This is a genomic window from Ignavibacteriales bacterium, from assembly GCA_016700155.1.
GTDB lineage: Bacteria > Bacteroidota > Ignavibacteria > Ignavibacteriales > Ignavibacteriaceae.
Genome location: CP065001.1, coordinates 680,634 through 705,126 on the forward strand (window position 1 = coordinate 680,634; position 24,493 = coordinate 705,126).

A 24,493-nucleotide genomic window follows, 5' to 3' on the forward strand; every position below is an offset into this window, starting at 1 on the left:
CATGGGAAAAATTTCAGAAAACCGGTTTGTTAAAAGTTTACGTCAGAAGTATTCAAAAATAAAAAATTATTCATTCCTGATTGTACCACATGATTCCTCTTCAGAAATGAAATCCTACAAACTCTCAACACGCAATGTGGTTTTAGCTTTTCTCATGTATAGCTTTATTGGTTCTGTTGTTGGATTTATATTTTACTCAGTGACCGGTTTGGGTGATTATATTTTGCCGCCACGCAATGCAGGCGTTCTTCGTGCAGAAGAGAGAGTTCTGGTTGATAAAATAAATCTTTTACTACTGGAACTCGAAGGAATGAAGACTGCAAATGAAAGATTAAAACGTGCTGTATCTCTCGGAGATTCAACTCTATTTAAAGATGAAGTAAAACCCGAAAAGAAAGAGGAGAAAAAAAATCCGGCAGATGGAAGTATTCTTTACATCTTTAGAAAACTTTTCTTAGGTGAACGCGATAGTGTCCCTAAAAATCCTTATTTTTCAAAACCTGTGAACGGATTTATTAGCAGGGATTTTAATCCGGATATCGGTCATATGGGTGTGGATTTTGTAGTGAAATCCGGGACACCCGTTTACAGTGCAGGAAATGGATTCATAGTATTTGCTGACTTTACAAGCGATGATGGATTTACGATCATCATTGCTCATCCGGATAATTTTATTTCATTCTATAAACATTGCTCTGTTATTTTGAAAAAAGAAAGAGATAATGTCTTGCAAGGAGAGTTGATAGCTCTCAGCGGTAATTCAGGTCAGATAACTACCGGACCTCATTTGCATTTTGAACTTTGGAAAAACGGACTACCTGTAAATCCCGGGGGATATTTAATTAACTATTAAAGGAGTCACAATTGAAAACAAGGAATAATGATATGGGAAAAGATGAAGTAACCATAATCAGTTCAGGGGTGATAATTGATGGTAAACTATCAAGCAATGGTAATGTAAGGGTTGATGGTGTTGTAAAAGGCGATGTTAGAGCTGATGGGAATGTCACCGTTGGTGAGAATGGTGAAATAAACGGAGAAATTACTGCAGAAGTTGTTACAGTTGGTGGGAAAGTCACCGGAACGGTAATGGGGAAAGAAAAAATCGTTCTTGAAGCCAAAGCAAATTTAAAAGGTGATATAGTAACTAAAATTCTGGTTGTTGAAGCCGGAGCCAAATTCGATGGCAACAGCAATATGAGTTCCGGTAACATATCATTACCTAAATTTAATGAACCGGTTAATCCACAGAACAAGTGAGTGACAAAGGTAAAGATACTTCTGATCTGAGCCGGACTTACAGAGAAATTGCACCGTACATAGGATTAGGAACTCAATTAGCTGTGACTGTCACTGCTATGGTCTTTCTGGGTATTTGGCTTGATGGTGAGTTAAATACAAATCCGGTTCTGACAATTGTAGGATCTTTCATTGGGGTAGCCGCGGGGATGTATCATTTCATTAAGTCAGTTACAAAAAGTGGTCAATGAATAAAGCTTCCCGTTTTTTCAGGCTAGGTCTGATTATTCAGGCTTTGATGCTCTTAGTTGTTGTCGTTCTTTATCTCCTGGGATTCATTGGAGGCATTGATTTTTTCTCAATTATGGTCGCTGCAGGAATTAGTCTCATCAATTTCCTGGTCGGAATAATATTTTTTAGAATCGGGATTATCAGGTCAAATTCAGTGTTTCTTGTAAGTATTTTGGGGGGAATCCTGATTCGTCTTTTCCTCACACTTTTAGCAGTATTAATGTGTCTGCTTTTCTTGGAATTAAAACCTTTAAGCTTTATATTTTCAATCTTATTTTTTTACTTTTTACACCTTAGTATTGAAATTATATATCTAAATCTCAGGAAAAACTGACATTTTATGTTTTCTGGAAACCTAAGTGATACTTTGGCCGTTGCCGATACACTGAAGCATTCAGGTGGAAATGATAGCGGCTGGATTTTACATCATATAATGGATGGCAGAACGCTGGATTTTTTACCAATCGGTGAAATACATATTCCACAACTCCCGCTTGTCTTTGGGATAGATATAACCCCAACAAAGCATGTAATCTTTATGTGGCTTGCTGCGCTGTTGGTGTTAGTTATTTTTTCAATTGTTGCCGGGAAATATAAAAAATCTTTGGTGCCAAAAGGGATTGCAAACTTCTTTGAAATACTTGTTGTGTTTGTTAGGGATGAAATTGCCAGACCAACGATCGGTCATCATTACAATAAATTTTTACCGTACCTGTTAACTGTTTTTTTCTTTATCCTGTTCGGAAACTTTTTAGGATTAATCCCCTTCTCAGCAACGTTTACAAGTAATATTGCGGTAACTGCATCTTTAGCTATTATAACATTTGTTGTTACACAATTTGGCGGTATGAAAAGCAATGGAGTTTTTGGTTACTTGAAAGGACTGGTGCCTCATGGAATTCCGTCCTGGATGTTAATAATAATGATACCGGTTGAGATTTTAGGATTATTCACCAAACCGTTTGCTTTGGCAATAAGGCTTTTTGCGAATATGATCGCTGGTCATACAGTTATTCTTGCATTGATAGGTTTAATATTTTTTATGCAGACTGTTTTTGTAGCGCCGGTTTCAATTGGTTTTGCGCTATTTATTTACCTACTTGAAATTCTTGTTGCCTTAATTCAGGCTTATATTTTTACAATGCTGTCATCACTATTTATCGGTATGGCAGTTCACCAGGAACATTAAAAAAAACAAACAATAAATTAATTATAAAGGAGAATACAAATGGATTTAGCATGGTTGGCAGCCGGTATAGGTGCAGGCTTAACAGTAATCGGTGGCGGACTTGGTATTGGTAAACTTGCAAGTTCAGCAATGGAAGCCAGTGGAAGACAGCCAGAAGCAGCAGGTGCTATCAGAACATCAATGATTATTGCAGCAGCGCTTATCGAAGGTATGTCCTTCTTCGGATTAGTTATTTGTATTTTACTCGCTCTTAAAGCTTAATCACTGCATAATCAATTTATTAATTCTTAATAGAAGGATAAGATAATGCTTGCAGGTATTACGCTTGGTGTTTTAGCAGCCAGCCCCGAAGGAGGAGGAACTTTACTTGATGTAAATCCTGGTCTGATTATCTGGACTGTAATTACATTTGTTCTGCTTCTTTTGATTCTTAAAAAAGTTGCATGGAAACCTATTCTCACTGCACTCGATCAGCGTGAAAATGCAATTAAGGAATCACTTGAGAAAGCAGAAAAAGCAAAAGATGAAGCCAAAAAAATCCTTGATGAAAATTCAGCAAATCTTGCTAAAGCTGAAGAAGAATCAAGAAAGATAATTGAACAAAGCAGAATGTTCGCAGAAAAATTAAAAGAACAAATGCTTCACGATAGTAAGGAACAGGCTAAAAAAATTCTTGATGATGCGACTGCAGAAATTGAGCGGAAAAAAGATGCTGCTTTCGATGAACTTAAAACGCAGGTAGCGCAGATTGCCGTTAATGCTGCGGAGAAGATACTCAAGACAAATCTTGATGCTGAAAAGAACAAGAAACTTGCTGATAGTTATATAAGTGAAATAACAAAGAATTAACTATGGCTGATCACAAAGTATCAATAAGATATGCTTCATCTCTGCTTGAAACCTCGCTCGAAAAGAGGTCGCTGGATATAGTATATACTGATGTTGACCTGATTTACAAAGCTCTTAAATCAAGTAATGAACTTAAAAGATTGTTGGCAAGTCCGGTAATTAAAGCGGAAGCTAAAGCTGGTATTCTCAAAGAAATCTTTGCAGGAAAAGTCAGTTCTGAAACAACAAACTTCCTGAACTTTGTAGTTGAAAAAAATCGTATTGATCTTTTGCAAAGTATAATCGAAAAGTTTTTTGAATTAAGGAATGAAAAACTTGGTTTAGTCGAAGTCGAAATCAAAACTGCATTTGAGTTTACACGTGAGCAAACAGATCAATTGAAAAAAAATCTGGAACATCTAACAGGGAAAAAAGTAGTTTTGAATTTTGTGCTGGATACTAATGTTATTGGCGGATTTATTGCAAGGGTTGGTGATTCGGTTTATGATGCCTCAATTCAACATCAACTTGATTTATTAAAGAAAAAATTTTTGCAGGGCGGACCTGCTTTGAACTAAAAACGAATTTAAAGGAAAGAAAAAATGGCTGAAGTAAGACCAGATGAAATATCAGCGATATTAAGAAAACAATTGACCGGGTTTGAATCCGAAGTCGATGTTTACGATGTCGGTACGGTTTTACAGGTTGGTGACGGTATCGCCCGCGTTTACGGCTTATCTAAAGTAATGGCGAGTGAACTTGTTGAATTTCCGAATGATGTATTTGGAATGGTGTTAAACCTTGAAGAAGATAGTGTCGGATGCGTGTTATTCGGTGAGTCAACATTTGTTAAAGAAGGCGATACAGTAAAAAGAACTAAACGCGTTGCATCTATGCCTGTTGGTGAAGAAATGTTGGGAAGAGTTGTAACTCCACTCGGCGTTCCTGTAGACGGTAAAGGTGCAATAAACACTACAAAGTTTTTACCTATTGAAAGAAAGGCACTTGGTGTTATTCAGCGTCAGCCGGTTAAAGAGCCTCTTCAAACCGGTATCGCTGCAGTTGATGCAATGATTCCAATCGGAAGAGGACAAAGAGAATTAATTATTGGTGACAGGCAAACAGGTAAAACTGCAGTAGCTATTGATACTATCATCAATCAAAAATATACTCATAGCGATGAGGCAAAGAAGCTTGGTATTAACCCGGTGTATTGTATATATGTTGCTATAGGTCAAAAAAGTTCGACCATTGCGCAGGTAGTTGCGAAACTTCAGGAACACGGTGCTATGGCTTACACAACTGTTGTATCAGCATCCGCATCTGAGCCGGCTCCTCTACAGTTTATCGCTCCTTATTCAGGAGCTACGTTGGGTGAGTACTTCAGGGATAATGGTAAACACGCACTTGTAATTTATGATGATCTTTCAAAGCAGGCTGCTGCTTACCGCGAACTTTCGTTATTATTAAGAAGACCTCCAGGACGTGAAGCTTATCCCGGAGACGTTTTTTATCTTCACTCAAGATTATTAGAGAGAGCTTCAAAACTTAGTGATGATTTAGGCGGCGGCAGTTTAACTGCTTTACCGATTATTGAAACACAGCAGGGTGACGTTTCTGCATACATACCTACAAACGTTATTTCAATTACAGATGGTCAGATTTATCTTGAATCAAACCTGTTCAACGCAGGTGTAAGACCTGCTATTAACGTTGGTATTTCTGTATCACGTGTTGGTGGTAATGCACAGATTAAAGCGATGAAAAAAGTTGCAGGTTCATTAAAACTGGATCTTGCGCAGTACAGAGAACTTGAAGCATTTGCAAAATTCGGTTCCGATCTTGATAAAGCGACATTAAGAACACTTAATAAAGGTGCCCGCCTTGTTGAACTTCTAAAACAGGGTCAATATACCCCGGTTCCGGTTGAACGCCAGGTTATAAGTATTTATCTGGGAACAAACGGGTTCCTTGATGAAGTACCTGTTGCTGATGTTAAACGTTATGAAAAAGAAATTTTAGAATTTATTGAAGTAAAATACAGTTCAATATTCGAAACGATTAAAAAAGAAAAACAACTTAACGATGAAGTAATTGGACAGATAAAGAAAGCAGCAGCCGAATTCAATTCAGTATTTAAAAAGAGCATATAAAATATTTAAATAATAATGGCAACTTTACGTGACATAAAAAGAAGAATAAAAGGTGTGCAGAACACACAGCAGATTACCAAAGCTATGAAGATGGTAGCTGCTGCTAAGCTACGCCGTGCACAGGATAATATCATTAATGCACGTCCGTATGCTAAAAAAATATTCTCTCTTTTTAATGATCTTGTTACTGAAGAAAATAAACTGAACAATATTTTTCTTGTCCAACGTGAAGTAAAAAATGTAGCTGTTATTGTTGTATCGGCAGACAGAGGACTTTGCGGCGCTTTCAACACAAATATAATTAAAGAAGCTGTCAGGTATGTTGAAGAAGAATCAGTTGTAAATACAGGCGTTTCATATCAACTTTATTGCGTTGGTAAAAAGGGTAGTGATTTCTTTGGTAAAAGAAATTATAACATACTTGGAAAGAATATAGGGTTGTTCTCTTCATTAAAGTATGATATAGCTTTATCAATTGCAGATGAAATAATTAATAACTACGTCAACGGTAAGATTGATAAAGTTGTTGTCATATATAACGAGTTCAAATCTATCATCCAGCAGAAGTTAGTTGTTGAACAGTATTTACCAATTCCTGTAAATACTTCAGAAGATAAAAAAACTTCTGATGTTAATTTTATTTATGAACCTGATCAAAAGTCTATCTTTGAATATTTACTTCCCAAACATCTAAAAGCACAGTTGTGGAGAATATTACTTGAATCGAACGCCTCTGAACTTGGTGCAAGAATGACTGCAATGGATAACGCTACAACTAACGCTAAAGAACTGATAAGAACTTTACAGCTTAAGTACAATAAGGAAAGACAGGCTGCGATAACTAAAGAGATACTTGAAATTGTTTCCGGTGCAAACGCACTGAAATCGAGTTGATGATTTGAGATTGGCTTTTGGTGGATAATTATGTTTGAAGATCTAACGCTTAAGTTTGAAAACACTTTAAAGAAGATAAGAGGGCAGGGCAAACTCACCGAGAAAAACATTTCCGATACACTCAGAGAAATAAGACGTGTTCTTCTTGATGCGGATGTTAACTATAAAGTTGCAAAAGAGTTTATTGAAAAGGTTACTGAAAAAGCACTTGGTCAGCAGGTAATAAATTCAATTACACCTGGTCAGTTAATAACAAAAATTATTTATGATGAACTGACCCTCCTTTTAGGCGGAACCAACAGTGAACTAAAAATTAATGGTTCGGGAACTACGGTTATAATGGTAGTCGGTTTGCAGGGTTCAGGTAAAACAACCTTCAGCGCTAAACTTGCAAAAAAACTTTCTGAAAACTCCAGAAAAGTTTTACTTGTTGCCGCAGATATTTACAGACCTGCCGCTATTGATCAGCTAAAATTATTGGGACTTCAAATTGACGTTCCGGTTTTTTCACTTGAAGAGAAGAATGCAAGAAAGATTGCTTCTGATTCACTTCAATACGCAAAAGAAAATAATTTAGATACGATAATTATTGATACTGCCGGTCGTCTTCATGTTGATGAAGAAATGATGAATGAAGTTGCCGACATTCGTGACCTTGTAAAGCCGACAGAAACGCTTTTTGTTGTTGACTCAATGACCGGTCAGGATGCAGTTAATTCTGCAAAAGTTTTTCATGAAAGAGTTAACTATGATGGTATTGTTCTTACAAAACTTGATGGTGATTCAAAAGGCGGGGCAGCATTATCAATCCGGTCGGTTGTTGGCAAACCGATTAAGTTTGTAAGTAATGGAGAAAAATTAAACTTCATAGAAGTCTTTCATCCTGACAGGTTAGCTTCAAGGATTTTAGGAAGAGGTGATGTAATATCACTAGTTGAAAAAGCACAACAGAATTTTGATGAAGATGCCGCTGAAGAATTAGAAGAAAAGCTTCGTAAAAATAAATTTGATTTTGAGGATTTTCTTAAGCAAATTAAAGCCATCAAGAAGATGGGCGCTTTATCGTCCTTACTGGGTATGATTCCCGGTCTTGGTTCACAGATAAAGAACGCTAAAATTGATGATAATGCACTTGTAAAAGTTGAGGCAATTATCAATTCAATGACAAATGAAGAGCGAAAAAGCCCGAAAATATTGAATGGCGGACGACGAAAAAGAATTGCGCGCGGTAGCGGAACATCGATTCAGGATGTAAACAGACTGATAAAACAGTTTGGAGAAATGCAGAAAATGATGAGCAGGTTTTCAAAACAAGGATTTAGTAAATCCGCCTTAAATGGTTTAAAATTTAATTGATCTAATTATAGTGGAGGAAAAAATAACTTGGCCGTTAAGTTAAGATTAAGAAGAATGGGAAAAAAGAAACAGCCTATTTACAAAGTAGTTGCTGCAGATTCCAGAGCACCACGTGATGGTAAATTCCTGGAATCAATTGGTTTATATAATCCATTGACCAATCCCCATACGGTTGAAATAAAAGAAGACAGAGCTTTATATTGGTTAAATGTTGGCGCACAGCCAACAGATACAGTTAAAAGTCTACTATCACAAAAAGGAATAATCCTTAAGCGAGAACTGACCCGAAGAAAATTATCGGAAGATAAATTTCAGGCTGAGATGGATAGCTGGCAGAAAATTCAGGAAGCTAAATCGGTCAGGGGAACTCAGAAAAAGAAATCCAAATCGGATAGTTCTGCAAAAGAAAAAGCCACAGATGTAGAAGGTTCTGAAAAAGGTACAGCTGAAGCGAAGGGCGCGGCTTCTGACGAAACTCCAAGCGACCAGGGCTGATTGATCAGGCCCATTGCCGAGGAATTCTTCTGTACATATTTCTAAAGCTCCCTGCTCCAATACTAAAAAAGGAGGCTTGTTTCTATGAAAGAGTTCATCGAGTTCATCGCAAAACATCTGGTTGATCACCCGGATAGTGTTGTCATCGAGGAAAAAACTCCCGAAGATAACAAAGTTGTTCTTGCTCTTAAAGTTAAAGCCGATGATGTTGGTAAAGTCATCGGAAAACAAGGCAAGACGGCACAGGCAATGCGTACACTTCTTACGGCAATCGCCGCTAAAGAAGGGAAGCGTGCTGTTCTTGAAATTTTAGATTAATTAAAAAGGATTTTTTATTTCCTTTGTGACCGAATATTTTTTAATCGCTAAAATAGTTTCTGCTTCAGGCAAAAATGGTTTTGTTAAGATTAAATCTTATTCGGATTTTCCCGAACGTTTTTTAAATCTAAAAAAAGTGTTCGTGGATTTTTTTAATGCTAAAAAGGAAATTGCTGTTGAGGATGTTAAGCAGGAGAAGGATATTATTTATCTCAAGTTCCTCAACTTTGATTCACCCGAACAGGTGAAAGTGTTCATTGATAAAAATGTTTACGTAGACTCTGACGGACTGATTAAACTGCCGGAAAATAATTTTTTCGTTCACGATGTTATTGGCAGTTCAGTCATTAAAGAAGAAAAATCATTTGGCATTGTTAAAGATGTATTGTCTTATCCTGCAAATGATGTTTACGTGATACTGAAAGATGATGGAAGTGAATTTCTGCTTCCTGCTGTTCTTGATTTTATTGAAAGTTTTGATCCTCAAAAAAAGATTCTTACTCTTTATCCTGGTGAAATTTATGAAGACGAAAATGAGGATTGATATAATAACCGCAGTGCCTGACCTGCTTGTAAGCCCGCTTAATTCAAGCATACTTAAAAGAGCTCAGACAAAAGGAAAAGTTGAAATCATTATTCATAATCTTCGCGATTATGCGTACGATAAACACAAGCAGATTGACGATAAACCTTTCGGCGGCGGACCTGGCATGGTTCTTAAACCGGAACCGTTCTTTGAATGTATTGAAAAATTAATTTCTGAACGAAAGTACGATCATATTATTTTCACAACTCCGAAAGGAAAAATATTTGATCAGAAAACGGCTAACAGATTATCATTAGCAAAAAATATTCTGTTTGTTGCAGGACATTATAAAGAAATTGATGACCGCGTGAGAGCTAAATTTGCAACCGAAGAATTTTCGATTGGAAATTTTGTTATTACAGGTGGTGAACTTCCTGCACTATTAATGATTGATGCAGTGATAAGATTGATTCCCGGTGTACTTAATGACAGTGAATCAGCTCTTGACGATTCATTCCAGGATGGGGAGAGGATAGAAGCTCCTTATTATACCAGACCCGCGGAATATAAAGGATTGAAAGTACCGGATGTTCTTCTTTCAGGAAATGAAAAAGAAATTAAAAACTGGAAAGCAGAGCAATCAAAAATTTTAACAGAGAATTGGAAAAAAATAAATAATTAGCGGAGACTAAAAATGATAAACTTAAATAATATATCAGCCGGAGAGATGAGAACTGATCTCCCGAAATTTAATTCCGGAGATCATGTACGCGTACATGTCAGGGTAATCGAAGGTGATAAGGAACGTATTCAGCCGTTTGAAGGCGATGTTATAAGCATCAGAGGCGAAGGCACAAACAGAACATTTACCGTTAGAAAAATTGCAAGCGGTGTTGGTGTTGAAAGAATATTCCCTTACAACTCACCAAAAATTGCAAAAGTTGAACTTCTTAAAGAAGGTAATGTAAGACGCGCTAAACTTTACTATCTCAGAAACCTTTCAGGTAAAGCAGCAAGAATTAAAAGTAAAAAGAGTTAAATTTTTACAAAGCCGCTCAAGCAGCGGCTTTTTTATTATGAAATTATTTCTTCCACAAAATATTTTTGCTGAGATCTTTCTTTCTGCTGTTAAGTCAGTTAAAGAAATTAAATCTGAATTTGCTCCATCAGCATTACTCGCTAAAAAGTTGTCTGAAGAACCCGGTTCAATCGCATTGATACCCACACTTGATTTAATTAACCATAAAGAGCTATTCATCTCTTCCGAAATTGGAATATCATTCGATGGACCAATCTCCAACTCGATGATATATTTTAAACACGGTGATGAAGATCTTGCCGAGTTGATGTTAAGCGGTGATGTTTCGACTAACGAAGTGATACTAAGTAAAATAATTTTTAAAGAACTTTATAATCTTGATGTATCTGTTTCTCTTAATAGTTCTGGTGAAATTACTTCGGATAAAAATTTTCTTGTTACCGGATCAGAAAATTTTCAGAAGAACCGCTTTCTGAACGGAATTACCCTTGCTGAAGAAGTAACTGAATTAATAAATGCACCTTATGTTAATTTTATCCTGGCGTCCTCATCAGAGGATAGTCTTAAACAATTTGTAAATATTTATAAGAATGATCTTGGTAATACCGAGGGACTAAATTTTGTATCTATCTTTAAAGACCAGTCGCAGCAAGCAATGGAATTTATTGTATCAAATATCCAGCATCTTATTTTCACTTTCGATGAACAGGATATTGAGGGAATAAAACTTCTTCTCGAACTTCCTTATTACCACGGAATAATTAAGGAAATGATCGATATAAAATTCGTTTCCTGATTTTTATTTCAGCAAAATCATTTTCCGAGTTTCTGTAAATTCACCAACCTGTAGTTTGTAAAAATAGATGCCGGATACCAGATCACTGATCCCGGATGAAGAATTAAATTCAATTTCATATTTACCGGCAGGTTTTATTTCATCAATCAGAACGGCAATTTCATTCCCAAGTACATAATAAATTTTTAAAGTTTGCCGGCTGGTGATTGAAGACTGCCAACTGATGGTAGTTGACGGGTTAAAAGGATTCGGATAATTCTGATATAAAATAAATCCTTTTGGATTTTCAACAGGTACTTCAACATTGCTGACAGGATTCCATCCGGCAAGTCTTGTCCACAACCACCACGCAGCATAGGCTTTTAAATTACCGTTAAGAGGCTGGCTGTGTGCTGCTGAACACTGATACCAGTCAACATTAAGAGTGTGAGTGTTCTGCCAATCAGTTGCCCAGTTCTTATCAAGACTTCCGTTGTTATCACTGTCGTAATCACAATTATCATTTGCATCTCTATCCAGAAAATAATTTCCGTCAGGGTCGTATGATTCAATATCATTGAAGTCATAAAGTATTTTATTATTGGTAATACAATAATTTCTTATCTGCTGGTTTCGCTGATGAAGGTTTCCTGTTAATCCTGAACCATCAAGGTGTCCGGTCATATAAACAAATTTTACATTTGGAAAATCATTCTCCAAGCCTGTCATAAGATTTAAATAAGTGTTTATGTCAGTCTCAGTTGCGCTGCTTACCTGTCCGCACCACGACCATATAACAACATTAACATCGCTGTTTGCGGAATTGTTAAGATAATTTCTTGTCGCTGTTGCCCAGGCAGTTCTGTCAGGATTACCCAGATCTGAAGCACCAGGAAAAGCATTGTCATCTATATCTAACGCGCCGTTTGTTCCGCCTTCATTGAATGCAAACTTGACACCTTTCCAGTTTTCCAATCCATCCATTCCCGTGATTATCTGGCTGCCGTGAGATGTATGCCCGTAAGCAATGTGCAGTTTTGCTTTTGCTGAATCTATCCATGCATCTTGTAGTAGCGAAAGTTTTGCAGTTGAATGATCCGCAATTATTGATTGTTGAGCTGAATTTTTAACGATGAATGTGAAGCAGATCAAAACAACTAAAAGTATTAATCGTTTCATTTTGTAATCCTGTTTGATGTTAATGAGATATAAAATCAAACAGGATGCCGTGTTAATAAATATCAGTTAATTGTATAGAAGGAGGAAGAGAATAGAAATTCAAAGTGATATTGCTGTTAAGATTTGATGTTTGGCAAGTGTGTTCAAATGTTATGTATTATTTACTAAAGTAAAAATAGGGAAATTGCATTTTTTAAGTGGATAATGATTTTACCAAAATATTATTATTTCAATCTTCTTTTTTTCTTTTCCGATAGCTGCTGATAATTTTCTTTTGAGACAACTTTTTTCCCTGTTTCTTTTTCGAGAGCTTCTCTTGCATCACCGGCAATTTTCCCGCCTTTGTTTGCCGCCGATTTATTTTCAGGAAATCCCTGTGCATTTATATTTCTTGCTATTTCAGTTGTTGACGCTTCACCGAGCATGGTAAAAATCAATTCAAGATCGTTCATATGATCACGTAGATTCTCACCTTTACCCGGCAGACTTTTAACAACTTTATATTCTGAAGGGGTTAATCCGAATGTTGCCTTGCTGATTTCCGCAGTAAGAATAGCGAATTCAATTTTTTCTTTTACTCCTCTTTTTTTCCATTCTTCGGTGAGCTCATCTCTTATTGCAATGCCACGAATTCGTTTTTCAATCCATTCATCACTGTAACCTTTCGCTTTGTAAATCTGCCGCATCCTTTTAGAAGCAAGTTCAGGGTTTTCTATCTCTTCAAGTCGTTCATATCCCACTCTTGCAAGCCATCTTTTGAATGGTTCAGCTTTGGGGGAGGGGATAGACTGAATAATTCTCAGTAATCCCTCAACATCTGAACAATTAACCTTTTGCCTTCCTCCCGTCGTTTCTAATTCAAGGGGGGTGACAATTTGTCCCCACCCTTTGGATAATTCTTCGTCCCGTTTTCTCATCTTTTTAATATAGTCTGTCGGATTTGATGTATCCGTTAATGCCTCAACAACATCTGCGACAGAGAAATACCATTTTTGATCTTCTTCATTCCAGACCGAACGAATTTTTTTTGATTCAAAAAGTTTTATGTTGCTCATGGTTTACCTGAATTAGTGTTAATCCTGCACATGCATATTTTAAGTGAAGTGCGAATTTGATTTCGGTTGCTTATTTAATGTGATTATAATTTAATAAAAGTAAGTAACTATTTCTTAAATAATAGCAGTATCATAAATAAAAGTACGTTGTGAGAATGGGGGTATTAACACACGAAAAGTATTAATCGTTTCATTTTGTAATCCTGTTTGATGTTAATGAGATATAAAATCAAACAGGATGCCGTGTTAATAAATATCAGTTAATTGTATAGAAGGAGGAAGAGATTAGAAATTCAAAGTAATATTGCTGTTAAGATTTGGTTTTTAGCAAGTATGTTGAATTATCATGTATTTATTACAATTGTAAAAAGTGAATCGATTTTACTTTTTAAGAATCTGTAATTGTCTAGATAACAAAAATGAAGTTTATTGAAAATCTCGATTTATACCTGCCGTGTTGAATAATGAAACTTTAATTCTAGTAGCAAAGTTGGTTTAACAATTCATCGGCAGTACTATTCCTTAGCTCTTTCGCTTTTGTTAAATCTAAACACCCCTTCATTTTATTTCCTAAACTATATTGAGCAAGTCCACGTTTCAAATATGCTTCAGAACAATTTGTGTCAATTTCAATTGCTTTTGTGAAATCCTCCAAGGCACCATTATAGTCAGCCATATTAAATTTGCATCCGCCTCTAGATAGATATATAGCTGGATTAGTTTTGTCTAGTTCCAGTGCCAAATTAAAATCTTCTAATGCTGCATGATATTTTTCAAGCCTCAATTTTGCTATTCCTCGATTTTGGTAAATTCTTGATTCTTTCGGATTAATAGATATTGCTTTACTATAATCATTAATCGCACCTATAAAATCATTTCTATCAGCTTTTGCCATTGCTCTTGTTTCATAAGCTAGAAAAACGTTTGGATTCAAATCTATTGCTTTGTTCAAATCTTGAATTGTGCCTAAATTATCGTTAAGAGCGAATTTACACGCAGCTCGTTTTAAAAATGTATCATAGTCATTTGGATTTAATCTTATAGAGACATTAAAATCTAGTATTGCTCCTTCATAATCTTTAACCATAGATTTTAAATAACCACTTTTCGTATAGATTTCCCAATCATTATGGTGATTGCTCAAGAACATAGTTACATACTCAATTGCTTCATAAAATTTTTCATTTAATATTAAATTTTCAACTTTAAGTAAAAAATCTAAACCTTTGTTTTTTCTCTTCACCCATTCCTTATACAGGTCTAGTACTATATTTATTGGAATTGCAAAATTTAGATTTTGACCACCACTTGCACTACTTGAACTAATACCTAAGAGTTCGCCCGATTGATTAACAATTGCACCCCCACTGCTTCCGTGCGAGATACTAGCAGTAATTTGTAAATGATTTATTCCCGTCCCTTCAAATTCTCGAAAGCCACTGACAATTCCTTCAGATATTGTATTTTCAAATCCTAACGGACTGCCAATAGCATATATTCGCTGACCAATCTGTATTCTTTTTGCGGAGCCTATTTTTATTTTAGGAGAGTTTTTTATACTTGTCTCAAGAACTGCTATGTCCTTTTTTACATCAATGCCCAAGATACCTTTCAGGGGATAGAAAATATCTTTATGTTTAAGCTCAATTCGATAACAGCCATTAACAAGATGATAATTTGTTATTATATGACATTTATCATTTAAAATAACTCCGCTACCTTGTTTAATAATAGTGTTATCATAATCATATCCATATAAAACTACTAATGAACCTACAACTCCATCAAAAACTTTTGATGCGTCAGAAGATTGACCGAACAGACGTTGTATAAACAAAAAAAATAATAAAATGACAATCAGGGGCCCTCTTACAAAAACGAAATCCAAAGAAAAAAAATTTAGTCGACTGTATACCATAGTTACCTCATTTAAGTGTATTATTCAACTGCTGCTTAGTTAGTGGGTTGACTATATATTTCAAATAAATTCTTTTTCTAAAAGACAATATTTACTTAATAATTGATTTGAAAAGCGTTAAAAAAAATCAGGTAAATTCTTTCGCCTCAATAATAATTCATCTTGTGTTATCAATTTCATCATATACAATACATCGTTACCAAGGCTTGTCCAATAGTATGAGTATTCCACTTGCTTACGACCATTATTATCTCGGGAAATAGTATTTAATCCTAATAACCCAGCATTACATAGATTTTTGATTCCCAAAACATCTTTTTCAAATGAACTATTCTGTTCTTCGTTCTCTGATTCTATTGTAAAATGACTAACACTATATTGTTTAATGACTACTTCAAAATCGTAAGGCCCAAGTGACATTCTTGCTTTTTTAATTACCTTTTCTAAATCAATATTATACATTTTAATTGCTTCAACTATCCATTTTGCCAACTCAATACTTGAAGCTTTAAGATTTTCTTTATTGTATTTAAAAAATATTAAGTCTTTTGTGTCAAATGTTGGGTTGTAATCTTTGTCAGCTATCAAAATTTGTCTTTGAATGGGTTGCGTCGCGTGTGCAATCCCCATTTCGTAAAATACATTTGGATTTTGATCGGTTAATACCCCCATATTAATTTGTGCTGTCATTAAATGTTGAAGTACGTTAATCCATCCACAGGTAGTTGCCCGATCTTCTTTTGTTCTAAAAGCAAAAAGTTTTTCATGATCTTCTGAAAATTTTAAGATTTCATTAGCATGTTCAACTGAAGTATTAATTAAGTCATTAAAAATAAAGTCATATTTAACTGCAAATGGCATAATCACAAAAATTTTTTTATGGTCAATACCGGGACTTTTAAAATTATACGGGTACATTTAGCACCAAATGTTTTGTTTATTTTTAAAAGTAATTATGGCGATCCATTAGAATCGCCATAATTATTTTAATATCTAAATCTCCACGTGACTAACACTAATCACATTCGGATTTTCACTCATCTTTTTCAGCATATCTGCAGTTGCAGCGTTTTGTAATTTCATTGTACAGCAGGCTGCAATGCCGCCTTCAAAGATTATGTTCTCAATCTCTTCAATATTAATATTTCCTTCACGGAGAACATCAAGAATTCCTGCAAGCACGCCGGGTTTATCAAAATGTTTAACTACAAGCTGGAAGTGTGCATCGGTTATCTTTGCCCTGTTAACCCAGTGATCAATAACACCGCTGTGTACATAGTGTTTAATGATGTTCACTGTTTCTTCTGCAACTGCATCCTGTGCCTGTTCTGTTGATGCGCCGATATGATGCGTTACATAAATGTTCGGGTTGTTCTGAAGTTTAGATGAGACTTCTCCTGATTTTCCTTCCGGTTCACCTTTAAATACATCCACAGCAACTCTAATATTTTTTTCTTTTATTGCTTCAAGCAGATCGTCTTCAACAATAATATCCTGTCGTGATGTGTTAATAAGGTAAGCACCGTTCTTCATATAACTGAACATCTGTTTGTTGAACAAACCTTTTGTCTGCGGAGTAGCAGGGAGGTGAATAGTAACAATATCACAGAGAGGTAAAAGCTGATCCATCTCGCTGAAATCTTTTATCTGAACTCCTTCAATGCGGGTAATGTCTTTTCCATAAACGTTCATCTCAAAAGCGAGTGCGCGTTTTGCAACTTCTTTACCGATGTTGCCGACACCTATTAGTCCGAGTGTTTTTCCTTTAAGTCCTTTACCTTTTGAAAATTTATCTTTGTTCCAAACACTTTTGTTAAAGTCACTAACGTTGTCAGGAATAAACCTGTCAAGTGAAAGCATAAGTCCGATAGCTAACTCAGCTACTGCGACTGCATTCATACCGGGACAATTAGTTACGTAAATTCCTTTTTTGTTTGCAGCAGAAATAGCAATGTTATTTACTCCTGAACCTGCCCTGATGATCAGGTTCAGTTTATTACTTGAGTTGATTGTTTCTTCATTTACGATTGTTGAGCGTACAATAAGTATATCAACTTCTTTCGCAGCGGCAGGAAGATCTTTTTCTCCGAGCTTTGGTTCGTAGGCAACTTCAAGATCAAGGTCTTTCATCTGCTGGATATATTTTTCGGGAAATTTATCTGCTACTAATACTTTTAGTTTCATAACATCCTCTGATTTTATTATTAGTAATATATTTCTTGTTTAAGAAATAACTTAAATACATCTGATCGCTGGTAGCCGCAGGCTTTAGCCTGCGAATACTCGGCTTGCGCAACCTGAAGGTTGCGGCTACCAATTTAATATTACGGTTTACCGGGAAACGATTCCACGAATTTTATTTTGATATCTGGAAACGAATCAACGAACTGGATTTTTACATCCGGAAACGAATCAACAAATTTCCATTTGCCGCATTCATCAGGGAATGATTCAACGATTTTAACTTTCAGGTCAGGAAAAGATTCCACTATCTGAACCTTAATATCTGGGAATGAATCAACAACTTTTATTTTCCCGTAAAGTGGAAACCCATTGAATGTGCAATCTTCAAAATTAATTTTCTTATCCTGTGCATTAATTGAAATGCATGTCAGTAAAAGAAAAATCAATTGAAGTAATAAAAACTTTTTCATTCTATTTCATCATTGGAATTTTAACACCGAACTGTTTTGCATTGTTAGTTGCTCGCTCATAACCTGCATCAGTATGGCGGACAATCCCCATTCCAGGATCGTAAGTAAGAACTCTTTCTAATCTTTCAGCGGCTTCTTTTGTTCCGTCAGCAACTACGACCATACCAGCGTGGATTGAATTTCCGATTCCAACACCACCGCCATGATGCACTGATACCCAGCTTGCACCACCGATTGAGTTAAGCATTGCGTTGAGTATTGGCCAGTCAGCAATTGCGTCGCTTCCATCCATCATTGCTTCTGTTTCGCGGTTTGGTGATGCAACTGATCCGCAATCAAGATGATCTCTTCCGATTACAATCGGAGCTTTTACTTTTTTATCAGCAACAAGTTGATTGAATATCAATCCCATCTTTGCGCGTTCACCATAACCAAGCCAGCATATACGCGCGGGCAATCCCTGGAAGTGAACTTTCTTTTGCGCCATATCAATCCAGTTGGCGAGTAATTTATTTTCAGGGAATGCTTCTTTAACAGCTTTATCGGTTACATAAATATCTTCAGGATCACCGGAAAGTGCTGCCCATCTGAATGGACCTTTACCATCGCAGAACAACGGACGGATAAATTCAGGAACGAATCCCGGAATATCAAAAGCATTTGAAACGCCGTTAGCCTGTGCTTCTCCGCGAATGTTATTTCCGTAATCAAAAACTATTGAGCCGAGTTTTTGAAATTCAAGCATTGCCTGTAAATGTTTAACAATAGTTTTCTTTGAAAGCTTTATGTACTCATCGGGATTTGATTTACGAAGATTCAATGCTTCATCAAATGACATTCCCATTGGTACATATCCATTTAAAGTATCGTGTGCAGATGTTTGATCAGTAACTACATCAGGAATTATTTTTCGGTCAATTATCTGTGGAAGTATTTCTCCCGCGTTACCAATTATCGCAACTGATAAAGCTTTTTTATTTTTCTTCGCATCAAGAACTAAAGATAAAGCTTCATCAAGGTTATCTGTGATAACATCAAGGTAACCGGTTTCAATTCTTTTTTGAGCGCGTGAACGATCAACTTCAACACCAAGAAAAGCAGCGCCGTTCATAGTAGCTGATAGTGGTTGAGCACCGCCCATTCCACCAAGTCCGGCAGTAAGAACAAATTTACCTGCTAATGTTCCGCCAAAATATTTTCGTGCGCATTCTGCAAAAGTTTCATAAGTGCCTTGAAGTATTCCCTGGGTACCGATGTAAATCCAGCTTCCTGCTGTCATCTGTCCGTACATAGTTAGACCGAGTGCTTCAAGTCTGCGAAACTCTTCCCACGTTCCCCATCTTGGAACGAGCATTGAATTAGAAATTATAACTCTCGGTGCGTTTGTATGTGTTTTAAATATTGCAACAGGTTTACCTGATTGTACAAGAAGTGTTTCATCGCCTTCAAGATTTTTTAATGATGAAATGATAGCTTCATACGCTTCCCAGTTGCGTGCTGCTTTTCCGCTTCCGCCGTAAACAATTAGATCAGATGGATTTTCCGCGACATCCGGATCGAGATTGTTCATCAGCATTCTCATTGCTGCTTCCTGTATCCATCCTTTGCAGGAAAGTGTATTACCTGTTGGTGCTTTAATTATTTTTGTATCTGTTGTTGTGAGCATCATTATCCTTCAAAATGATTTGCTAATAAATTTTCATATTGTTTTTGCAGTGATTTGTACAACCATCTTTTAAAGAACCAGCTCTTTTTAATTTCCTTATTCATAAAGTCAACATTTTGTTTAAGCTGAAACTTTAGCCGTGTTCTTTCATCTTTTGTAAGTTTTATAACATCATCTGAACCGCTTAGTTTGGAAATTATGGAGTTGAGAGATTTTGATTCTGCGAAGTACTTACCATCCCCATCAATTTGTTTTAATGACTGTCTGCAAAAACTAAGCAGAAGTTTTTTTTCATTTTTGTTTAGTTCAAGATTATAGTTTGTGAATAGTTTTTTCATGTTCTCCTGTGTGGGTATTAAATGATAACAATTGTTCCCTGATCTTCTGGTAACCCGGTTTAATAACATTGTAGATGTAATGAAGTCTTTCCTTGTAAGGAATAAAAGCAGACTTCATTGAGTTGATTGAAATTTTTTCCACATCTTCAAGATTCAATCCGAAGTATTCTATTGCTGTTAAAAATTCTTTTGTTAGAGTTGTATCGCTCATCAAACGGTCATCTGTATTAATTGTGACACGGAATTTTTCTTTAAAGAAAATTCCGAACGGATGATTTTCAATCCTATCAACTGCACCGGTGTGAACGTTACTTAATAGACATATTTCAAGTGGAATTCTTTTATCAAGAACGTACTGGGCAAGATCGCCGAAGCTTAAAACATTCTTCTTCCCATCGATAACAATATCCTCAATAAGATGAGTTGCGTGTCCGATACGATGTGCACCGCACCATTGTATAGCCTGCCAAATCGATTCTTTACCGAAAGCTTCACCGGCATGAATAGTAATGTTAAAATTTGCTCTTTGAATAAACTGGAAAGCTTCGATATGTTTTTTAGGCGGATAGCCGCCTTCTTCACCGGCGAGATCAAAACCAACAACACCCTCATTTTTAAGGTTTACCGCAAGCTCTGCAATTTCAAGAGTGTTTTTCATATTTCGCATTCCACAAAGTATGAGTCCATAACCAACACCGAAATCCTGTTTCCCTTTTTCTAATCCATTCAATACTGCAGTGACTGTGTCTTCCTGGTATAATCCTTTTGAAAGATGAAATACAGGTGCGAATCTAGTTTCTACATAACAAACATTATCGTTCTTCATGTCTTCCATCATTTCGTATGCAACGCGTTCAAGACTTTCTTTTGTCTGCATAACAGCACAGGTATGCTCAAATCCTTGTAAGTATTCAACAAGGTTTCCCTTGTTAGCCCCGCGATGGAACCATTGTGCTAATTCACCGGAATCATTCGTTGGTAGTTTGTTGTATTTAAGTTCTTTTGCGAGATCAATAATTGTTTGAGGTCTTAGTCCGCCATCGAGGTGATCGTGCAGAAGGACTTTGGGAACAGCTTTTATTACATCTTGAGTCGTCAAATCAACCTCATTTTTGCTTGTAAAAATATCCTTTTTGGGCTGGAAAATCAATTTAAATGGTAACGACAATTGCTATTAATAGCAGAATAGTTCATAAATAATTTTAATTAGATTGAAATAGTCGAGGACAAGAATATGAATTACTAGCAATGAGTTTATTCTTGACTCTGCATAGCCAATATGGTAATTTTGATCCCATAATTATTGACTAAAAGCGGAGTTGAAATGCAAATCTCAAAAAGAATAATCGTGTTAATATTGTTTACCGGGCTCGCCTTTATGGGCTTCCAATGTTCATCAACAGAGTTAACCAGTGCTAAATTGTATATACAGCAAAAGAATTATGATAAAGCATTGGAATCATTGAAATCTGAAGTATCAAAAAACCCCAAAAGTGACGAAGGTTATTACTGGCTTGGTGTAGTTTATAGTGAGAAAGAGAATTATGATGAAATGCTCAAAGCATTCGATGCCTCACTTGCTATAAGCAAAAAGTTTGAAACACATATAGAAGATTCAAAAAAATATGCCTGGGCAAATTTGTTTAACAAGGGTGTAAGTTCTTTCCAAAGGGGAAATAACACTGATAATGAAGACAGCATCAAAATTTATTATGAGCGTTCAATATATCAATTTGAAAATGCTGTATTAATGCAGCCGGACTCTTCTGATACCTATAAAAACCTTGCATTTGTTTATATCAATGCCGAGAGACCAGATGATGCAATTAAACCACTTCAAAAAATAATTGATCTGGAAAAAGAATTGGATGGGTACAGGTTGCTTGGAAAGATTTATTACGATAAAGGTTCAGATAAAATGAGTGAGTTTAAAAGTTCAAAAAATTTAGCTGATAGCTCAGAAGCAATAAATCAATTTAATAAAGCCATACAGGTTTTGGAAGATGGAAGAAAAACTTATCCGAATGATCAGCAAATCTTATTGTATCTTTCAAACTCTTATATAGGCGCGAATAAAATCGATGTAGCAATTGACGCTTTTAAAACCGGTGTTGAACAAGAGCCCGAAAATAAATATTACAGGTACAACTACGGCGTTTTATTACTTGGAGCTGATAGATTTGATGAAGCTGTTGTACAGTTTACGAAGGCAGTTGATATTGACCCCGAATATCAAAATGCAATCTACAATCTTGGTGTAACATATGTTAAGTGGGGTACCCATCTTAATAAATTAGCTGAAGACAAAGGCGAAACATCGTCAGAGTATAAAAGTAAATATGAAATGGCATTACCTCATCTTGAAAAAGTTGTTGATATGAAAAGTGATGATGCAGCAACCTGGGAACTGCTTGGCAGAGTGTATGGAGTTCTGGGTATGACGGAAAAAGCTGAAGATGCATTTGATAAAGCAGACAAATTGAACAAATAAAAGATTAAAATGAACCAGAATAATCAACCGCAAGGTCAACAGATAAATATTGAACTGGGTGAAAAAGAGGCGGAAGGAATCTATTCAAACCTCGCCATAATAACACATTCACCGGCAGAGTTCATTATTGATTTTACCAGGATTGTACCGGGAGTTCCAAAGGCAAAAGTACATGCTAGAATAATCACTACACCGCAGCATGCAAAGATGTTGATGAAAGCTCTTAAAGATAACATCGACAAATTTGAAGCAAGATTTGGTGAAATAAGAACGGACGCACCTCCAAATCAACACTTTGGATTTGTGGCTGCACCAAAAGATGAGAAAATAAATTAGTACAATTTTAATCTCCAATTGTATTTTGGATTCCCTTCGCTGAAAAGAGAAGGGAATTTTTTTATATGGTTCTCTGCTAGATTATTCTCAATTCTTCGCTAATATTTTCGATAATGTTAATAGTAATAAAAATTCTGACAGTAACATATTTTATTGGAATGTTAAATGCATAGAGTGGTTTTTTTAAAAGCAGCAATTATTGTGATGATTCTGTCTTCTGCATTCATTTCATGCTTTGATTTGCCTGATGAAGTGCTGTTACCCACATGGCAGGTAAATCTTAATGTTCCGTTGATTAATAAAAGTTTTACACTTAGTGAAATAATTAATGAGAATCCTTATATAAGTGTTGATTCTTCCTCCGGCGATTTAATATACTTATTTCAGTCAGATAATTATTTGCATTATTCCGATATATCTGAATTTATGAGTCTCGACTTTGAAACCTCAATTCAAAATATTCCAATGCCTGCATCTGATAATGACAGTGCAATTGTATATGTAGAATTTCCCGATAGTGTTGAACTTGAAAATGCATTATTCAGTAATGGGAATTTAGCTCTATCGTTTTATAACCCCAGTAGCCACAGGGCGAATATTAATATCAGGTTTCCCGCAATCTTAACACCCAACGGAGAGAATCTGTCATTTGATTTTCAGTTGGCTCCTGCAATGTTTGATTCAGTTTCATATAGCCTGGCAAATCATAGATATCAGTTACCCCCGGGAGGCGTAAATAGCAATAAATTGCAAATTGTCTCCAGGGTTAGCTCTGCCGTTCCTATGCAAACTTATGTTATCGGAAATTTATATATATCCAACTTTTCTTTCATCAGTGCAGCCGGTTTACTTCCGCCAAAGTCACTTGGGTATAGTGAGGATGTATTTGAACTTGATGTTGACAGTATTGAGAACTTCAGGGATAAACTGATATTGGCAGAAGCTTTATTAGAAATCACGGCTGGTTATATATCTCCATTACAGCACCCGGTTGATGTGGAAGTAAGGAATCTAAACATTATAGGAATCCGTAATGATGGGACAGAATTTTTTATGAGAGATTCTACCGGCAACATTTTCCATACATTGAGATTAAGTGGAGCATCCGTTAAAAAAAATTATACAGAACAAAATAGTAACATTAACGAGTTTGTAGCTTTTCTTCCTGACTCAATTATAGTTCGTGCCGAATATATTATGAATCCTGACCACAAAAGAGTTACAGCTTCAATTGAAGATTCAATTAAAATTGAAACTGAATTTTCAACAAGAAGTATTCTTTCTCTTCATAACGCAAAAATTCAGGATGTAACTTCATTGGAAATCGGGCAAAAAGACAGAGACCTGATTGAGGATGGAAGAAGCGCAGACTTTATTATCGAAGTGGAAACTGCTATTCCCGTTGGTATGTGGCTCCGATTAGATCTGAATGATAGTAACGGAAATTATTTATTTACAATAACAAAAGACATCACCGGCTCCGATTCGGTTTATTTTGAACCGGCAGAAGTGAGTCCCGGCGGAGAAGTAACCGCATCAATTCAGAGTCAGCCGATACGAATTGTGCTTGATTCAGCCCAGGTAGAAATGCTGTCACGCTCTTACTCCGCGGATTTTTATGTAACAGTGTCGACGAAACATTCGGGTAACACCCCGCCTGTTTATGTTGCCGTTAGACCATCAGCCTGGTTAAAAATAAAAGCGTACTGTACAACAAATTATAATATTGACATTAACGATTAATAATATAGTC

28 protein-coding genes are annotated in these 24,493 nt (G+C 36.0%); 19 read left to right on the forward strand and 9 right to left on the reverse strand.

Translation table 11 applies throughout. The features are described from left to right. Position 1: 1 nt before the first annotated feature. From IPM56_02745 to IPM56_02820, 16 genes are all read left to right on the forward strand, one after another. Positions 2-853 (forward strand): M23 family metallopeptidase, encoded by an 852-nt coding sequence (locus tag IPM56_02745; GenBank protein QQS36890.1) that lies wholly within the window; start codon positions 2-4, stop codon positions 851-853. An 11-nt stretch (positions 854-864) separates the two neighbouring features. Beyond that, positions 865-1,260 (forward strand): polymer-forming cytoskeletal protein, encoded by a 396-nt coding sequence (locus IPM56_02750; protein ID QQS36891.1) that lies wholly within the window; start codon positions 865-867, stop codon positions 1,258-1,260. Next, positions 1,257-1,490: an AtpZ/AtpI family protein gene (locus tag IPM56_02755; protein ID QQS36892.1), complete on the forward strand. Its 234-nt coding sequence runs from the start codon at positions 1,257-1,259 to the stop codon at positions 1,488-1,490. The genes IPM56_02750 and IPM56_02755 overlap by 4 nt, the downstream gene beginning before the upstream one ends. Positions 1,491-1,870: 380 nt before the next feature. After that, positions 1,871-2,719, forward strand: a complete 849-nt coding sequence (atpB, locus tag IPM56_02760; protein ID QQS36893.1) for a F0F1 ATP synthase subunit A — start codon at positions 1,871-1,873, stop codon at positions 2,717-2,719. A 39-nt stretch (positions 2,720-2,758) separates the two neighbouring features. Next, a complete protein-coding gene (gene atpE, locus IPM56_02765; GenBank protein ID QQS36894.1) occupies positions 2,759-2,980 on the forward strand; it encodes an ATP synthase F0 subunit C in 222 nt (73 codons plus the stop codon). A 45-nt stretch (positions 2,981-3,025) separates the two neighbouring features. Next, a complete protein-coding gene (gene atpF / locus IPM56_02770) occupies positions 3,026-3,568 on the forward strand; it encodes a F0F1 ATP synthase subunit B (protein QQS36895.1) in 543 nt (180 codons plus the stop codon). Between the two features lie 2 nt (positions 3,569-3,570). Beyond that, on the forward strand, positions 3,571-4,125 hold the full coding sequence (gene atpH, locus IPM56_02775) for an ATP synthase F1 subunit delta (GenBank protein QQS36896.1): 555 nt from the start codon (positions 3,571-3,573) through the stop codon (positions 4,123-4,125). A 24-nt stretch (positions 4,126-4,149) separates the two neighbouring features. Then, on the forward strand, positions 4,150-5,700 hold the full coding sequence (locus tag IPM56_02780) for a F0F1 ATP synthase subunit alpha (protein ID QQS36897.1): 1,551 nt from the start codon (positions 4,150-4,152) through the stop codon (positions 5,698-5,700). A gap of 15 nt (positions 5,701-5,715) precedes the next feature. After that, on the forward strand, positions 5,716-6,594 hold the full coding sequence (gene atpG / locus IPM56_02785; protein QQS36898.1) for an ATP synthase F1 subunit gamma: 879 nt from the start codon (positions 5,716-5,718) through the stop codon (positions 6,592-6,594). A gap of 30 nt (positions 6,595-6,624) precedes the next feature. Beyond that, positions 6,625-7,950 carry a signal recognition particle protein gene (gene ffh / locus IPM56_02790; protein ID QQS36899.1) on the forward strand — a complete coding sequence of 442 codons (1,326 nt, stop codon included), beginning with the start codon at positions 6,625-6,627 and terminating at the stop codon, positions 7,948-7,950. Positions 7,951-7,977: 27 nt separating this feature from the next. Then, the gene (gene rpsP / locus IPM56_02795) at positions 7,978-8,445 is read left to right on the forward strand and encodes a 30S ribosomal protein S16 (GenBank protein ID QQS36900.1); all 468 of its coding nucleotides are present in this window, start codon (positions 7,978-7,980) and stop codon (positions 8,443-8,445) included. Between the two features lie 84 nt (positions 8,446-8,529). Beyond that, positions 8,530-8,763: a KH domain-containing protein gene (locus IPM56_02800; protein QQS36901.1), complete on the forward strand. Its 234-nt coding sequence runs from the start codon at positions 8,530-8,532 to the stop codon at positions 8,761-8,763. A 25-nt stretch (positions 8,764-8,788) separates the two neighbouring features. Further along, entirely contained in the window at positions 8,789-9,307 is a 519-nt protein-coding gene (rimM, locus tag IPM56_02805; GenBank protein QQS36902.1) for a 16S rRNA processing protein RimM, read from the forward strand. Continuing rightward, the gene (gene trmD, locus IPM56_02810; GenBank protein ID QQS38211.1) at positions 9,297-9,971 is read left to right on the forward strand and encodes a tRNA (guanosine(37)-N1)-methyltransferase TrmD; all 675 of its coding nucleotides are present in this window, start codon (positions 9,297-9,299) and stop codon (positions 9,969-9,971) included. The genes rimM and trmD overlap by 11 nt, the downstream gene beginning before the upstream one ends. A 12-nt stretch (positions 9,972-9,983) precedes the next feature. Next, the gene (gene rplS / locus IPM56_02815; protein QQS36903.1) at positions 9,984-10,328 is read left to right on the forward strand and encodes a 50S ribosomal protein L19; all 345 of its coding nucleotides are present in this window, start codon (positions 9,984-9,986) and stop codon (positions 10,326-10,328) included. 37 nt (positions 10,329-10,365) lie between these two features. Then, positions 10,366-11,124: a hypothetical protein gene (locus tag IPM56_02820; GenBank protein QQS36904.1), complete on the forward strand. Its 759-nt coding sequence runs from the start codon at positions 10,366-10,368 to the stop codon at positions 11,122-11,124. Positions 11,125-11,127: 3 nt separating this feature from the next. Here the strand turns inward: IPM56_02820 and IPM56_02825 are convergent, their stop codons facing one another. From IPM56_02825 to IPM56_02865, 9 genes are all read right to left on the reverse strand, one after another. Beyond that, entirely contained in the window at positions 11,128-12,282 is a 1,155-nt protein-coding gene (locus tag IPM56_02825; protein QQS36905.1) for a T9SS type A sorting domain-containing protein, read from the reverse strand. Positions 12,283-12,506: 224 nt separating this feature from the next. Continuing rightward, on the reverse strand, positions 12,507-13,337 hold the full coding sequence (locus IPM56_02830; protein ID QQS36906.1) for a Bro-N domain-containing protein: 831 nt from the start codon (positions 13,335-13,337) through the stop codon (positions 12,507-12,509). A 478-nt stretch (positions 13,338-13,815) separates the two neighbouring features. Beyond that, positions 13,816-15,255, reverse strand: a complete 1,440-nt coding sequence (locus IPM56_02835) for a trypsin-like peptidase domain-containing protein (GenBank protein ID QQS36907.1) — start codon at positions 15,253-15,255, stop codon at positions 13,816-13,818. A 117-nt stretch (positions 15,256-15,372) separates the two neighbouring features. Next, the gene (locus IPM56_02840; GenBank protein QQS36908.1) at positions 15,373-16,173 is read right to left on the reverse strand and encodes a hypothetical protein; all 801 of its coding nucleotides are present in this window, start codon (positions 16,171-16,173) and stop codon (positions 15,373-15,375) included. A gap of 75 nt (positions 16,174-16,248) precedes the next feature. Further along, entirely contained in the window at positions 16,249-17,439 is a 1,191-nt protein-coding gene (locus IPM56_02845) for a phosphoglycerate dehydrogenase (protein ID QQS36909.1), read from the reverse strand. Between the two features lie 140 nt (positions 17,440-17,579). Continuing rightward, a complete protein-coding gene (locus IPM56_02850; GenBank protein ID QQS36910.1) occupies positions 17,580-17,909 on the reverse strand; it encodes a hypothetical protein in 330 nt (109 codons plus the stop codon). 1 nt (position 17,910) lies between these two features. Beyond that, positions 17,911-19,575: a urocanate hydratase gene (gene hutU / locus IPM56_02855; GenBank protein ID QQS38212.1), complete on the reverse strand. Its 1,665-nt coding sequence runs from the start codon at positions 19,573-19,575 to the stop codon at positions 17,911-17,913. Between the two features lie 2 nt (positions 19,576-19,577). Continuing rightward, complete coding sequence (locus IPM56_02860; GenBank protein ID QQS36911.1) at positions 19,578-19,913, reverse strand: hypothetical protein; 336 nt, start codon at positions 19,911-19,913, stop codon at positions 19,578-19,580. Further along, entirely contained in the window at positions 19,888-21,012 is a 1,125-nt protein-coding gene (locus tag IPM56_02865) for an adenosine deaminase (GenBank protein QQS36912.1), read from the reverse strand. The genes IPM56_02860 and IPM56_02865 overlap by 26 nt, the downstream gene beginning before the upstream one ends. A gap of 225 nt (positions 21,013-21,237) precedes the next feature. Between IPM56_02865 and IPM56_02870 the strand changes: the two genes are divergently transcribed. The 3 genes from IPM56_02870 (at position 21,238) to IPM56_02880 (ending at position 24,483) form a co-directional block, all read left to right on the forward strand. Further along, the gene (locus tag IPM56_02870; GenBank protein QQS36913.1) at positions 21,238-22,404 is read left to right on the forward strand and encodes a tetratricopeptide repeat protein; all 1,167 of its coding nucleotides are present in this window, start codon (positions 21,238-21,240) and stop codon (positions 22,402-22,404) included. 9 nt (positions 22,405-22,413) lie between these two features. Next, positions 22,414-22,740, forward strand: a complete 327-nt coding sequence (locus tag IPM56_02875) for a DUF3467 domain-containing protein (GenBank protein ID QQS36914.1) — start codon at positions 22,414-22,416, stop codon at positions 22,738-22,740. A 165-nt stretch (positions 22,741-22,905) separates the two neighbouring features. Beyond that, positions 22,906-24,483: a hypothetical protein gene (locus IPM56_02880; GenBank protein ID QQS36915.1), complete on the forward strand. Its 1,578-nt coding sequence runs from the start codon at positions 22,906-22,908 to the stop codon at positions 24,481-24,483. Positions 24,484-24,493: the final 10 nt, after the last annotated feature.

Coding starts and splice junctions, on each gene's coding strand:
- IPM56_02745 (QQS36890.1), top strand. CDS start 2: ATGGGAAAAATTTCAGAAAACCGGTTTGTTAAAAGTTTACGTCAGAAG.
- atpB (QQS36893.1), top strand. CDS start 1,871: ATGTTTTCTGGAAACCTAAGTGATACTTTGGCCGTTGCCGATACACTG.
- atpE (QQS36894.1), top strand. CDS start 2,759: ATGGATTTAGCATGGTTGGCAGCCGGTATAGGTGCAGGCTTAACAGTA.
- atpF (QQS36895.1), top strand. CDS start 3,026: ATGCTTGCAGGTATTACGCTTGGTGTTTTAGCAGCCAGCCCCGAAGGA.
- atpH (QQS36896.1), top strand. CDS start 3,571: ATGGCTGATCACAAAGTATCAATAAGATATGCTTCATCTCTGCTTGAA.
- IPM56_02780 (QQS36897.1), top strand. CDS start 4,150: ATGGCTGAAGTAAGACCAGATGAAATATCAGCGATATTAAGAAAACAA.
- atpG (QQS36898.1), top strand. CDS start 5,716: ATGGCAACTTTACGTGACATAAAAAGAAGAATAAAAGGTGTGCAGAAC.
- ffh (QQS36899.1), top strand. CDS start 6,625: ATGTTTGAAGATCTAACGCTTAAGTTTGAAAACACTTTAAAGAAGATA.
- IPM56_02800 (QQS36901.1), top strand. CDS start 8,530: ATGAAAGAGTTCATCGAGTTCATCGCAAAACATCTGGTTGATCACCCG.
- trmD (QQS38211.1), top strand. CDS start 9,297: ATGAGGATTGATATAATAACCGCAGTGCCTGACCTGCTTGTAAGCCCG.
- rplS (QQS36903.1), top strand. CDS start 9,984: ATGATAAACTTAAATAATATATCAGCCGGAGAGATGAGAACTGATCTC.
- IPM56_02820 (QQS36904.1), top strand. CDS start 10,366: ATGAAATTATTTCTTCCACAAAATATTTTTGCTGAGATCTTTCTTTCT.
- IPM56_02825 (QQS36905.1), bottom strand. CDS start 12,282: ATGAAACGATTAATACTTTTAGTTGTTTTGATCTGCTTCACATTCATC.
- IPM56_02830 (QQS36906.1), bottom strand. CDS start 13,337: ATGAGCAACATAAAACTTTTTGAATCAAAAAAAATTCGTTCGGTCTGG.
- IPM56_02835 (QQS36907.1), bottom strand. CDS start 15,255: ATGGTATACAGTCGACTAAATTTTTTTTCTTTGGATTTCGTTTTTGTA.
- IPM56_02840 (QQS36908.1), bottom strand. CDS start 16,173: ATGTACCCGTATAATTTTAAAAGTCCCGGTATTGACCATAAAAAAATT.
- IPM56_02845 (QQS36909.1), bottom strand. CDS start 17,439: ATGAAACTAAAAGTATTAGTAGCAGATAAATTTCCCGAAAAATATATC.
- IPM56_02850 (QQS36910.1), bottom strand. CDS start 17,909: ATGAAAAAGTTTTTATTACTTCAATTGATTTTTCTTTTACTGACATGC.
- hutU (QQS38212.1), bottom strand. CDS start 19,575: ATGCTCACAACAACAGATACAAAAATAATTAAAGCACCAACAGGTAAT.
- IPM56_02860 (QQS36911.1), bottom strand. CDS start 19,913: ATGAAAAAACTATTCACAAACTATAATCTTGAACTAAACAAAAATGAA.
- IPM56_02870 (QQS36913.1), top strand. CDS start 21,238: ATGCAAATCTCAAAAAGAATAATCGTGTTAATATTGTTTACCGGGCTC.
- IPM56_02875 (QQS36914.1), top strand. CDS start 22,414: ATGAACCAGAATAATCAACCGCAAGGTCAACAGATAAATATTGAACTG.
- IPM56_02880 (QQS36915.1), top strand. CDS start 22,906: ATGCATAGAGTGGTTTTTTTAAAAGCAGCAATTATTGTGATGATTCTG.